Here is an 11,780-nt window from a genome sequence, read left to right as displayed (position 1 = left end):
TTTTTGTCAGCACTTTTTTATATTTTTATTTTTTATTTCTTTTCAAAAACCACTGGATGGTCAGGATTCCATTTGCAGCATGGACACTTTTTATATTCTTCCATAGTTTTGTGGGCACAGCCACATTCTTCACAGCACTTGTATCTAATATCTTTTCCTTCTGATTTTTTGCAAGTTCCATTTTCGCAATTTACATTTGAATTGCTTTCATTTTTATTGCCGCAGCAATTATTTTTATCAAATCCTTCTTTTTCATGATTTTTGCATGAGCAAGTCTTGTCATCGCATTTCATTTTTCCATGAGCTTTATTTGTATTTATTTCAACTGTCTTTGTCTTTTCGTTATAGGAAATTTCAACGCCAACAAGTTTTGCAGCTTCCCTAATTTGTAGATAATTGAAACCATTAATATTTGCCCCATTTGCCTTAAGATTTTTTCCATTTACAATAATGTCATTTGTAACAAGGCTTGCAGATGCCTTTTTATTTGTTATAGTCTTTAAATCTTCAGATGTTTTTGCATATCCTTCACCTGTTTTAATGACTATAGATTTTTTGCTTGCATCAAAGGATACGTTGAATTTTTTTCCGGATTCACTTAAAATTGCTGCAAAGTCACGAAGTTTAATGTAATTTTTACTATTTATTAAATAGGCAGGAAGGCTTACCTCCTTTCTATCTAAAAGAACTTTTTGTGATGATTTAACAGCGTTTGCACTATTTGCAGCTGCTAAAGCTGATATGCTCATTCCAAAAACTAGGGAAAAAACTAATAATATTTTTAATAATTTTTTCATGACGACCTCCTAATTATTATTTGTTTTGCTTTTAAATATCATACAATTTATTATAGGCAGTGGGAAAAAATTAGTCAAGAATTTTGACAATGGTTATCAATAAAATGGGATTTTTATATTTAATTTCAACAGCAAAAAAATAAAGAGGACTCCTATTAGAGAAGCCCCTTTATTGTGGAACAAAATTCACCGGTCATGAATCTAATTTTGACGGTATTATGTGAATTTTACATATTATGGCCCATTTCCTTGCCCATGTCTTTATCCATTTCTTTTTTAGAATCATCCTTTTTTTGATCTTCTGTAAATTTTTGGGCTAGTTTTCCTTTGCAGCATTTGCAGTTATTATATTCTTCCATAGTCTTATGTCTGCATTTGCATTTTGGGCTGCAAGCATAGTATTCTCCATCTTTTAATTCGGCATTTGAAGATTCTTCTTTAGCATCCATTTTTTTGTTACTGCAGCATGGACAGCTTTTCATTTCTTCTTCAGACTTATGCTTGCACATGCAGCCTTCTTTTTCGCATTTCATTTTCTTTTCAGCAGGGGCTGCCATAGTTTTTATTTCTAGGGCCTTAGTTTCTTCATTAAAAGAGATTTCAAGACCAAGAAGATCAGATGCTTCTTTAATTTGTAAGTAGTTATAACCCTTAATATTTGCACTATTAACCTTTACGACCTTATCATTAACTATAATTTCAATTTCAGATAAAATTGCAACAGATTTTTCATCTTCAACTTTCTTTAAGTCGTCAGATACTTTTTCATATCCTTCGCCTGTTTTAATAAGTACAGCATTTTTTTCCTTATCATAAGTTATGTTAAATTTATTTGCACTGTCATTTAAAATAGCTGCAAAATCACGTAATTTAATATAATTTTTTTCGTTAATCATATAAGCGGGAAGTTCAACTTCTTTTTCATCTAAAATAATTTTTTGAGATGACTTAGCTGCTTCTGCCTTATTTGCTTCGGCTGAAACTGGGCCTACAAGCGAGAAAATTAGTGTGAAAACCATAAATATTTTAATAAATTTTTTCATAATATACCTCCTGATTTTTATTATAAATATTTGCCTTTTCACTAAAACATTTACATATTTAATTATATGCTCATGAGGACAAAAGTCAATAATTTTGATATTAACTATCAAATAATTTTGAAAATAAAAAAGACAAGGCTTATAATTTTTGTCCTTGTCTTCTTAAATATTATGAGATCTGATTATTAGGAAGATTTTTTGCCCTAAAGATTTTTTTCTTTTTCAAATTCATCTTTGGCATCTTTTTGGTCTTTTTCTGCAATTTTTACTTTTGCATCAGCTTCGTTTTTGTCCTTTTCAGCCTTAGCTTCTTTTTCTTTAGCCTCTTCTAATTTTTTATCAGCCTTATTTTTTTTCTTCCTCAGCCTTAGCCTTTTCACTTTCTACATTTTGAAGATTTAAAGCTGCATCTTTAGCTTCTGTTTGGGCCTTTAATAAATTTTTATTTGTCCTATTAAGTTTAGCCTTTGCCCTTGCAAGGATTTCATCAGAGGAAATTTCCACATCAATTTCATAAGCTATTGGATCTTTTCCCATGCAGCATGGGCAAGCATTAAATGATTTTTTATTTTTATGTTTACATGCACATCCTTTTGTGGTGCAAGTTAAATTAACATCTTTTATAATAGATGCGTTTTTAATTTCAATAGTCTTATTTTTCTTCGTTAAAAGAAAATTCTCTGCCTACAAGATTTGCAGCATCTTTAATTTCAAGATAAATAAAGCCGGAAATATATGTTGCCGAAATTTTAATTTTTTGACCATTTACAATTATTTCAATTTCGCCCAAAAAAGCATCTAGTTTTTCTTCTTTAATTATCTTCTAAATTCTCATATTCATAGTCATCCATAGTTTTTATGACAGGTAATTTTTGATCCTTGTCATAAGATAAGCTGAATTTTTTAGAAGTGGTGCTTAAAAACTTCGCAAAATCACGAAGTTTTATATACGTTTTTCCGTCAATGGTATAAGTATTAAGTTCAAATTCTTTTCCGCCTAAAATAATTTTTTGACTTGCTTTACTTGCTTCTAATTTATTTGACTGAGCCGAAGCTGGACTCATAAATGAAAAAATTAATGTAAAATTTACATTTCACATATAATTATATGCTCATATATGGAATTGCCAATAATCTTGATAAGTATCATCAATAATTATAAAAAATTAAGGCCATTCTCTATAAATCGCCTTTAATATTTTTAAACAATTATTGACTTAAAATAATTTATATAAAGGATTGTGAAAGCTAAAAAATATTTATCCATTTATTTTTTTACATTCTTTAAAATATTTGTCATTAAATTTTCACACTTTCTCATTAATATGTGGGTATAAATTAAAGGAACGAGGAGGAATATTAATGGAAGATAATAAAAATTTACTAGAAAATAATAAATTCTATAAGAGAAAAAAGAAAGCATCGGCATTAATTATTCTTGCAATAGTTTTTGCCATTATAGGAGGAGTTATTGGTTCAACTGCAACTAACTTTTATTTTATGAATAAATATAAGGAAGTGGAAAAAAGTGAAAGCAGTGCAAATAATATTACAATAACGGCAAAAGAAGATTCAACTGTTGCAAAGGCTGTGGCAAAAAAAGCTATGTCATCTGTTGTAGGAATTACAACATCAGGTGTTCAAACAACTTGGGTTGGGCCTGTTGAAGTTCAGGGAACTGGATCAGGAATTATTGTGGATTCAAAGGGTTATATAGTTACAAATGCCCATGTAGTAAAATTAAATAATCAAATAATGAAAAAAGTCAAGGTTCAGCTTGACAATGAAGAAACTGTTGACGGTGAAACAATTTGGGCTGACGAAAATGTGGACCTTGCAATTGTAAAAATTAACACCAAGACAAAACTTACTGTTGCAAGTCTTGGTGATTCTGATAAATTGCAAATTGGTGATGTTGCCATTGCAATTGGAAATCCAATTTCCCTACAATTTAATCAATCTGTAACTCAAGGAATTATTTCAGGCTTAAATAGATATGTTGGCGAAGTTTCTGGAGGGGGATATATGGTTGGACTTATTCAAACAGACGCATCAATTAATGGAGGAAATTCTGGCGGCCCACTTTTAAATGCCAATGGAGAAGTTATAGGTATAAATACAGTTAAGGTTCAATCAGCAGAAGGTCTTGGATTTTCTATCCCTATAAATTATGTAAAGAAAATTATAAGAGAAGTAATTGAAACTGGCGATTATAAGGAAATGTCTCTCGGAATCTATTCTCTTGATGCAAAATATGCAGAGCAAGTTATTGGTAAAGATCCAGGAACTGAAAACGGAATTTTAGTAATTAAAGTTTTTGATGGCTCTCCTGCCAAGACAGCAGGACTTGAAGTTGGAGATATAATTACAAAGATTGGGAAATATGGATTAAATGGGGTTAAGGACCTAAAGGCTGCCCTATATAATTTCCAAGAAGGAGATAAAACTGACATTACTTTTATAAGGAATGGAAAAGAAATGAAGGCAGAACTTGTCTTTACAAATTATGAAGTTTCGCAAAGCGAATCCAAAAATAGCCAAAAGAATAATAATAGTTTAAATGTGCCGGACCAAAATTTAGAAGATGATGGAATGGGAGAATCCAATGATTATCAAGATCCCTTTAGTCAATACAGGGACCAATTAAGACAATTTTTTGGAGAATAAAAAAATTACAATAAACCACCAATAAATTTTACAAAAATTCTGCTTCTAAAAATTTAGGAGCAGTTTTTTTGAGAAATTAAAAAATATTTCAGTAAATTATTTATTTAGTTTGTAAAAATTTATATAAAGCTCTAATTTCTGCACTTTTCAAAATAAAAAAATTATGATATTCTTAAATATAGGAAATAATTAATAGATTTTGGAGGTGGGAAATGAGTCGTCAGCTTAGATCAGTAATAATGCTGCTCATTACGGCAATTGTCTGGGGTTTTGCCTTTATTGCCCAAAGAGTGGGGACTGATAATTTGGGGCCCTATACTTTTACATTTTCAAGATCATTAATAGCTTCAGGATTTTTACTTTTAATATTTTTTGTCTTTAAAAAAACATCGCCAGCCTATAGAAATGAAGTTTATGATTTAAAAAAGACAATAAAATATGCTGTCCTTTGCGGAACTTTTTTAACAATAGGTTTAAATTTGCAGCAAATAGGAATTATGGGAACTAGTGCCGGAAAGGCCGGTTTTTTAACGGCAACTTATATTGTTTTAATTCCCATTCTCGGATTTTTTGTAGGCAAAAAAGTTTCAAAACAAGTTATTTTTTGCGTATTTTTAGTAATAGTCGGAACTTATCTCTTATCAGTCAAGGAAGATCTTTCCATAAACAGGTCTGATATGATAATTTTAATTGCGGCAGTTGTTTTTGCCATTCATATTATTTTACTTTCAACTTGCCCCGACGACTGTGAAAAAATTTTGGTTAATGTAATACAGTTTTTTATGGTCTTTTTTATTTCCCTGATCTTAGCTTTTTTTAAAGAAAAAATTCTTATTAAGGGAATTTTAGCTGCCTATTTGCCAATTTTGTATGTTGGAGTTTTGTCATCAGGTGTGGGTTTTACCCTACAAATTATTGCCCTAAAAGATATTGACCCTACAATTGGATCACTTGTAACTTCACTTGAGTCTGTTTTTGCGGCAATTTTTGGCCTGATTTTTCTAAATCAAACTATGAATTTTAGAGAAATTTCTGGCTGCATAATAATCTTTTTGGCAACAATTTTTGCACAAATTCCAAGGGGCTTTATAAGGGAAAAAATTTTAAAAAAGAGAAGTGTTTATAAGTAATTTTAAAATGTAATAAGGGGGTTTGTTATGAGTAGAAAGTTTAAGTCTGCTATAATGCTTTTAATTTCAGCAATAATTTGGGGTTTATCCTATGTTATTCAAAGTCAGGGTATGGAAAAGGTTGGAACCTATACTATGTCCTTTACAAGATCATTTGTGGCATGCTGCTTTTTACTTGCAACTTATTTTGTCTTCAAAAAAATAAGCCCTTATTATAAAAATGAAGTTTTTTCTTGGAGGTCCACAATACTTACAGGAGTAGTGTGCGGTATATTTATGAATATAGGTTTAAATATGCAGCAAGTTGGGGTTACAGGAACAACAGCAGGCAAGGCTGGTTTTTTAACTGCTATCTATATAGTTATAATTCCTATTATAGAATTTCTTGCAGGGAAAAAAATTCCTTTAAAGATGTTTTTTTGCATTTTTATTGCCATGCTGGGAACTTATTTACTTTCCTTTAGAGGAGAGGTGACAATAAATAAATGGGACCTAATTATTTTAGCATCGGCAATATTTTTTGCACTTCATATAATAATTATGTCAAAGTGCCCTCCAGATGCAGAGCAAATTTTAGTTTCTTTTATTCAGTTTTTTACAGTTATGGTAATTTCCTTTGTCTTTGCTCTTTTTAAAGAGGAGATTAGAATGGAAGATATAAAAAGTGCAGGATTTGCAATTTTATATTTAGGGATTTTATCATCAGGAGTTGGATTTACAGTTCAGCTCATTGTTTTAAAAGACTTAGATACAACAGTGGTTTCTTTAATTTCATCTCTTGAAAGCGTCTTTGCAGCAGTTGGCGGTTGGCTTCTTCTTGGCCAATCTATGAATGGCAGAGAAATTTTTGGTTGCATAATGATTTTATTTGCAACAGTATTTGCCCAATTGCCTGGCAAAAGTGAAAAAATTAAGGTTGATTTAAAAGAGGATATAGAGATTAATAATAAATAGAGGTGAAGAAATGTCTTTATTTGATAAACTTTTTTTTAATAGTCCCAAAAGGATTATTGTAATAGATGGGGAATATGGATCAGGAGCTTACACAATTGCTTCAAATATTGCCCAAAAGGAAAAATTAAAATTTTATGATTCAAAGATAATTGAACTTATGAGCCTTGAAGGGAAGGTTAGTGCTGAAAATCTTACAAAGGATGATTCTTTTTTAAAGGGGACGATTTATGACCTATACAAGGAAAATTATTCCTATTCCCAAGAGGACATTTCAATGGTTGATGCTGCCTTTCTTTTGGAGTCAAGAACCATTAGGGACATAGCAAAAAAAGGCCCCTGCGTTTTTGCGGGCAAGTGTGCCGACTACGTTTTGGAGGGAGAAAATATTTTAAGCATCTTTATCTATGCAAGCGATGATTTTAAGAGAAAAAGGCTTCTTGATGGAGGAGAAGTTAAGGAAGAAAAAATTGAAGCAAAAATGGAAAGAGAAGACATGAAAAGGAGAAACCATTACGAAAGAAATTCAGGAAGAAATTGGGGCAGAGCTTCTTGTTATGATTTTAGCATTGATTCATCAGCTTTTACCTTTGAAATTATAGAAGATATGATTATTGAACTTGCAAATAAAAAAATTAAAAATTAAAACCATATAAAAAGGAGCGGCCTTATAGCTGCTCCTAATTTTATATTTAAGATAAAGTATTTTTTTCTAATTTAATATTTTTCCTATACTTACTTGGACTTAGACCAGTAAATTTTTTAAATGACCTTGTGAAATTGGAGGGATTTTTAAATCCAACACTTTCAGCAATTTCAATAATTTCTTTGTCAGTTTTACTTAAAAGCTCCTCAGATTTTATCATTCTTAAATTATTTAAGTATTTAATGGGAGTATATTGGAACTTTCTTACAAACTTAATGTTTAAGTTTGTCTTAGAAATCATAAATTTTTGGCAAATAAAATCTAAGTCGAGATCTTTTTCCATATTATCTTTTAAATACTTTTCTATTTTAATAATTTCATCTTTTAAGTCTTCCTTATAATATTTCTTTCTATTACTTGTGATTTTCTCATTAGAAATTAAATGAATAAGTTCTAAAGTCTTTAAAGAAATTAAAATCATATCCTTCTTTTTAAGGGCCTCGATTAATTGATTTGCTAAGAAAATAGTATCTCTACTAGAGAAGTTAAAGCCAATATTCAATGCACCATCGACATTTCTAATAAAATTTTCAATTATTTTATAATAATCTCCTTCTTTTTCTATTTTCCTAGGAGAAATTACAATATTAAAGGCAATAGTGCGATCGCTTGTGGAATAGGACTCAATTGATTCAGGTATAGACTTGCCAACAAATATTTCCCTTGTTATAAGAATCTTTTTGTCATTTATGTGTGTATAATAATTCCCTTCATAACAATAGGCTATCCTATATCCAAAACTTCCCTTATACTTAGAATTTCTTGCAGAGTATTTTTCATATAGCTTTATATACATAACACAAATTCCTGGAAAGATTTCATAAGAAATCATTTTGTTTTTAGGAGAATTTATGCCTTCGTACTCAGCAATCCTTTTGTTTTTTGTTGGATATTTTTTAAAGCCCCAAGAGGCCAATAAATCCTTATCCATTTATAAATTCACCACATTTAATCAATATATAAATTCTTCTGATTTTTTTGAAGAATCAATCATTTTTTTATAAGTTACACTTCTGCTTAGAAGTTCATCATGTCTGCCAAAGTCTTCTATCTTTCCCTTATTCATTACTATAATTTGATCAACGTTTTGAATTGATTTCATTCTATGGGAAATTATTAAAACTGTTTTATCTTTTGTAAGTTTATTTAGGGAATCTTGTATATACTTTTCATTTTCCACATCGAGGGAAGCGGAAATTTCATCAAGAAGGATTATTTCTGCATTTTTTAGAAATGCTCTTGCAATTGAAATTCTTTGTCTTTCTCCGCCTGACAATTTAGATCCATTTTCTCCAATATTAGTTTCATATTTATCAGAAAGTTTTTCTACAAACTCATCACAATTTGCGAGTTTCGCTGCTTTTAAAACATCTTCATCGCTAGCATTCATATTTCCAATTCTAATATTATCCATAACGCTTCCGTTAAATAATATTACATCTTGAAAGACCATTGATATATGTTTAAATAAATCTTCTGTTCTTGCCTTTTGTATGTCCTTATTATCTATTGCAATTTCGCCTTCATCAGCATCATATAATCTTGATACAAGCCTTAAAACTGTTGTCTTGCCACAGCCAGATGATCCTACAAAGGCTGTCTTTTTTCCTTGGAGGGTCTTGAAAGAAACATTATCTATTACCTTTTTGTTATCAACATATGAAAAGGTTACATTTTCTCCTTCGATGTCAAATTTATTAAAGTTAGTTTTTTGACCCTTTTGTTTTTCTTCATTTCTCAAAGCGTTTATATGCTTAACGGGAGAGTCTATATACATAAGTTCTCCAAAATTTTGATTAAATGAGGCAATCCCATCGATTAATCTTGCAGCTGCAAATAAATAGCCGGCAAAATAAAGAATATTAATATTTCCTACAATTAAATCATTTAGGCCAAAAAACATAACAAAACCCAGGGATAAATTTGCTACAAGTCCAGCTGCTGTTATGGGCATTACTTGTCCAAGTTCTGATGAAATATGATATTTTTCAAGTTTTCTAACAAAAGCAATTGATTTTTTTTCTTTTTCTTCAGCCAAGTTATAGGATTTAATTTCTGTAGACAAATCAATTAGCTCTTGAAACATTTTTGAAGATTTTCTTTGTTCTTTATAATATTTTTTCGTTGCTTGCGACTGAATATTTTTTGATAAAAAATTCAAAACCATTGAAGCTAGCACAGGCACAATTACGCATAGGCCAAGTTTTATATTTCCTATTAAAAGAAGGCTTGAAATTATTATAAAGCTAAAAATAAAACCATAGTAGCCAGCAATGGCATGGCTTATGGAATGTTCCACAGCCTCTACATCCTTCATAATAGTTTGAGATAGGTCTGTTAAATCTGTTCTTGAATAAAAGGAGAGGGGCAAATCTTTTATTATATTTGCTATTTCTATTCTAAGATTTGCAGATTCTTTATATGTTTGGTCATAGGTTGTAACATAATCTTTATTTAAAATAATAAACATAAATATCCCAATTATTAAAAATAATAAAATTGAAATCATAAGATTAAAGGGTCCATAGCCTAAAATCCCTTGAAGGACATACATAAGAAGCATTATTGGAAGCATAAAGGAAATATTTTTAAGGGCAGAATATATAATTGAAATAAAAACGCCCTTTGCTCCCTTGTCCGTTAAGGCAAATCTATTTTTTAAATATTTAATCATTAGACAACCCTCCAATCATTTGCCATTTCATAAAGATTTACAAATTTCTTGTATCTACTATCTTTATTCATAAGATTTTGGTGTGAGCCCCTTTCAATTATTTTACCATCTAGAACAACAAGTATTTCATAGGCGCCCCTAATGGAAGATAATCTGTGAGCAATCATAATAACAGTTCTATCTTTTATTAAATTTTTAAAGGCAACTTGCAGTTCATATTCATTTTCTGGATCGGCTGCCGCTGAAGCCTCATCAAGAATTATTATTTTTGGATTTTTTAAGAATATTCTAGCAATGGATATTCTTTGATTTTCACCACCAGATAGATTAATTCCCTCTGCACCTATAATAGTTTTATAGCCATCTTTAAATTTATCAATAAATTCATTACACCTTGCAAGTTCAAGTGCCTTTAAAACTTCCTTGTCACTTGCATCTTTTTTTGCCAGCTTTACATTGTCAAAAATTGATAGGCCTTTAAATAGTTTTGGGTTTTGAAAGACTATCCCAATGCTATTCATCAAATAATTTTGCTCATAGGAAGAAATATCTTTGCCTCCAATTTTAATTTGACCAGAATCTATGGGGTAAAGACCAGTTATTAATTTTGCAATTGTGGATTTACCACTGCCTGATGAACCTATTAAAGCGTAAACTTTATTTCCTTCAAGTTTTAGATAAAAATCATCTAAAATTTTTTTATCCTCTTCATATGAAAAGCTAACATTATTAAACTCAATATCTGTATTATCCATTGAAGTATCTGAGCCAAAAATAGTCTTTCTTTCACTCATTTCAGTAAATAATTTTTCAAGATTATCTACTGCAGAATTTGCCTGATAAACATACATACCAACATACATTATCTTCATTAAATCTGTAAAAAATAGGCCCATAAATAGAGTGAAAAATAAAATTTTAGCAGACCAAAGACCAGGATTTTCTCCACGACTTACCATAAATATAGCAAGAAAAACTGGAGCAACTATAAAAATATTTAAGAGCCACTGAAAAGAAACATAGGGGATTCTGCAAGACATGGAATATTTATAAACCATATCTCTATAGCCAATAATATTTTCGTATAATTTTTTAAAGCCAATGATGGGAGCGTTAAAAATCTTTACAACTGGCATAGCACTAACATATTCAACAGCTCCAGCATTTAACTGGTCACCCATTTTCATATATTCTCCCATAAAACTTGTATCGCCCATCATTTTTTTCATAATGAAAAGTGATAGGAAAACAATTATTAAGAAAAATATGCCAAGATATAAATCTAAGTTAAAAACAAGAATTAGCATAAGAATGGGCATTAAAATTGCTGAAGTTTGATCAGGTATAAGATGGGCAACAATCATATGAGTTTGCTCAACATTATTGTCAATTATTTTTCTGACTTCTCCAGATTCGTGGGTATCAAAAAAAGTGCTTGACGCCCTAAGTAAATTTTCTATGCCTCTTTCACGAAGCCTTGTTTCTAGCCTAAAGCCAGCAAGGTGACTTATCCAAAGGCCAAGTAAATATACAAGTCCTTGCAAAATAAATAAAATCAAAATAGCCGGGGCAAGTTTTATACTCTCATCTAAACTATTTCCCAGGAAAATATCCTTTAATAATTTCCAAATTAAAAAATATGCATAGAACTGCATTAAATTACTAGCCGTTGTTAAAATCACAGATAAAAATCCCTGAAATTTTTTCTCTGGCATATAAGCAAATAATTTTTTGTATAATTTCAAAATACAATCACCTCTTTTTTCTTTGATAATCTTTATCAAAAATATTATATATTATTCTTTAATATTA

At 30.1% G+C, this 11,780-nt stretch carries 13 protein-coding genes; 4 read left to right on the top strand and 9 right to left on the bottom strand.

Annotated features, from left to right (window positions below; genetic code table 11):
* Positions 1-32: 32 nt before the first annotated feature.
* The 6 genes from BQ4446_RS01010 to BQ4446_RS00995 all read right to left on the bottom strand — a co-directional run bounded on the left by BQ4446_RS01010 (position 33) and on the right by BQ4446_RS00995 (position 2,904).
* Positions 33-797, bottom strand: a complete 765-nt coding sequence (locus tag BQ4446_RS01010) for a hypothetical protein (RefSeq protein ID WP_071025865.1) — start codon at positions 795-797, stop codon at positions 33-35.
* Positions 798-1,024: 227 nt separating this feature from the next.
* Positions 1,025-1,840: a hypothetical protein gene (locus BQ4446_RS01005; RefSeq protein ID WP_071025863.1), complete on the bottom strand. Its 816-nt coding sequence runs from the start codon at positions 1,838-1,840 to the stop codon at positions 1,025-1,027.
* Between the two features lie 203 nt (positions 1,841-2,043).
* Entirely contained in the window at positions 2,044-2,220 is a 177-nt protein-coding gene (locus BQ4446_RS08340) for a hypothetical protein (protein WP_167632529.1), read from the bottom strand.
* Positions 2,186-2,377 (bottom strand): hypothetical protein, encoded by a 192-nt coding sequence (locus BQ4446_RS01000; protein WP_071025861.1) that lies wholly within the window; start codon positions 2,375-2,377, stop codon positions 2,186-2,188. The genes BQ4446_RS08340 and BQ4446_RS01000 overlap by 35 nt, the downstream gene beginning before the upstream one ends.
* Before the next feature lie 115 nt (positions 2,378-2,492).
* On the bottom strand, positions 2,493-2,630 hold the full coding sequence (locus BQ4446_RS08335) for a hypothetical protein (RefSeq protein ID WP_167632528.1): 138 nt from the start codon (positions 2,628-2,630) through the stop codon (positions 2,493-2,495).
* Positions 2,631-2,652: 22 nt separating this feature from the next.
* Complete coding sequence (locus BQ4446_RS00995; protein ID WP_071025859.1) at positions 2,653-2,904, bottom strand: hypothetical protein; 252 nt, start codon at positions 2,902-2,904, stop codon at positions 2,653-2,655.
* A 298-nt stretch (positions 2,905-3,202) separates the two neighbouring features.
* Here BQ4446_RS00995 and BQ4446_RS00990 point away from each other — a divergent pair, with 298 nt between their 5' ends.
* The 4 genes from BQ4446_RS00990 (at position 3,203) to BQ4446_RS00975 (ending at position 7,234) form a co-directional block, all read left to right on the top strand.
* A complete protein-coding gene (locus BQ4446_RS00990; RefSeq protein WP_071025857.1) occupies positions 3,203-4,507 on the top strand; it encodes a S1C family serine protease in 1,305 nt (434 codons plus the stop codon).
* A gap of 212 nt (positions 4,508-4,719) precedes the next feature.
* Entirely contained in the window at positions 4,720-5,637 is a 918-nt protein-coding gene (locus tag BQ4446_RS00985; protein ID WP_071025855.1) for a DMT family transporter, read from the top strand.
* Positions 5,638-5,664: 27 nt separating this feature from the next.
* Positions 5,665-6,591 (top strand): DMT family transporter, encoded by a 927-nt coding sequence (locus BQ4446_RS00980; protein WP_071025854.1) that lies wholly within the window; start codon positions 5,665-5,667, stop codon positions 6,589-6,591.
* A gap of 10 nt (positions 6,592-6,601) precedes the next feature.
* Complete coding sequence (locus tag BQ4446_RS00975; RefSeq protein WP_071025852.1) at positions 6,602-7,234, top strand: cytidylate kinase-like family protein; 633 nt, start codon at positions 6,602-6,604, stop codon at positions 7,232-7,234.
* Positions 7,235-7,280: 46 nt separating this feature from the next.
* Here the strand turns inward: BQ4446_RS00975 and BQ4446_RS00970 are convergent, their stop codons facing one another.
* From BQ4446_RS00970 to BQ4446_RS00960, 3 genes are read right to left on the bottom strand one after another with little or no spacing between them, the layout of a single operon-like run.
* Complete coding sequence (locus BQ4446_RS00970; protein WP_071025851.1) at positions 7,281-8,225, bottom strand: AraC family transcriptional regulator; 945 nt, start codon at positions 8,223-8,225, stop codon at positions 7,281-7,283.
* A 21-nt stretch (positions 8,226-8,246) separates the two neighbouring features.
* The gene (locus tag BQ4446_RS00965; protein WP_071025849.1) at positions 8,247-9,968 is read right to left on the bottom strand and encodes an ABC transporter ATP-binding protein; all 1,722 of its coding nucleotides are present in this window, start codon (positions 9,966-9,968) and stop codon (positions 8,247-8,249) included.
* Positions 9,968-11,713 (bottom strand): ABC transporter ATP-binding protein, encoded by a 1,746-nt coding sequence (locus BQ4446_RS00960; RefSeq protein WP_071025847.1) that lies wholly within the window; start codon positions 11,711-11,713, stop codon positions 9,968-9,970. Before BQ4446_RS00960 ends, BQ4446_RS00965 begins: the two co-directional genes overlap by 1 nt.
* Positions 11,714-11,780 lie beyond the last annotated feature (67 nt).

Source organism: Peptoniphilus raoultii (genome assembly GCF_900099555.1).
Classification (GTDB): Bacteria; Bacillota; Clostridia; order Tissierellales; family Peptoniphilaceae; genus Peptoniphilus_A; species Peptoniphilus_A raoultii.
The sequence above is the reverse complement of the archived record's forward strand: the minus strand, read 5'-3'. Positions and strand labels throughout refer to the sequence as shown.

Coding starts and splice junctions, on each gene's coding strand:
- BQ4446_RS01010 (WP_071025865.1), bottom strand. CDS start 797: ATGAAAAAATTATTAAAAATATTATTAGTTTTTTCCCTAGTTTTTGGA.
- BQ4446_RS01005 (WP_071025863.1), bottom strand. CDS start 1,840: ATGAAAAAATTTATTAAAATATTTATGGTTTTCACACTAATTTTCTCG.
- BQ4446_RS01000 (WP_071025861.1), bottom strand. CDS start 2,377: ATGGGAAAAGATCCAATAGCTTATGAAATTGATGTGGAAATTTCCTCT.
- BQ4446_RS00995 (WP_071025859.1), bottom strand. CDS start 2,904: ATGAGTCCAGCTTCGGCTCAGTCAAATAAATTAGAAGCAAGTAAAGCA.
- BQ4446_RS00990 (WP_071025857.1), top strand. CDS start 3,203: ATGGAAGATAATAAAAATTTACTAGAAAATAATAAATTCTATAAGAGA.
- BQ4446_RS00985 (WP_071025855.1), top strand. CDS start 4,720: ATGAGTCGTCAGCTTAGATCAGTAATAATGCTGCTCATTACGGCAATT.
- BQ4446_RS00980 (WP_071025854.1), top strand. CDS start 5,665: ATGAGTAGAAAGTTTAAGTCTGCTATAATGCTTTTAATTTCAGCAATA.
- BQ4446_RS00975 (WP_071025852.1), top strand. CDS start 6,602: ATGTCTTTATTTGATAAACTTTTTTTTAATAGTCCCAAAAGGATTATT.
- BQ4446_RS00970 (WP_071025851.1), bottom strand. CDS start 8,225: ATGGATAAGGATTTATTGGCCTCTTGGGGCTTTAAAAAATATCCAACA.
- BQ4446_RS00965 (WP_071025849.1), bottom strand. CDS start 9,968: ATGATTAAATATTTAAAAAATAGATTTGCCTTAACGGACAAGGGAGCA.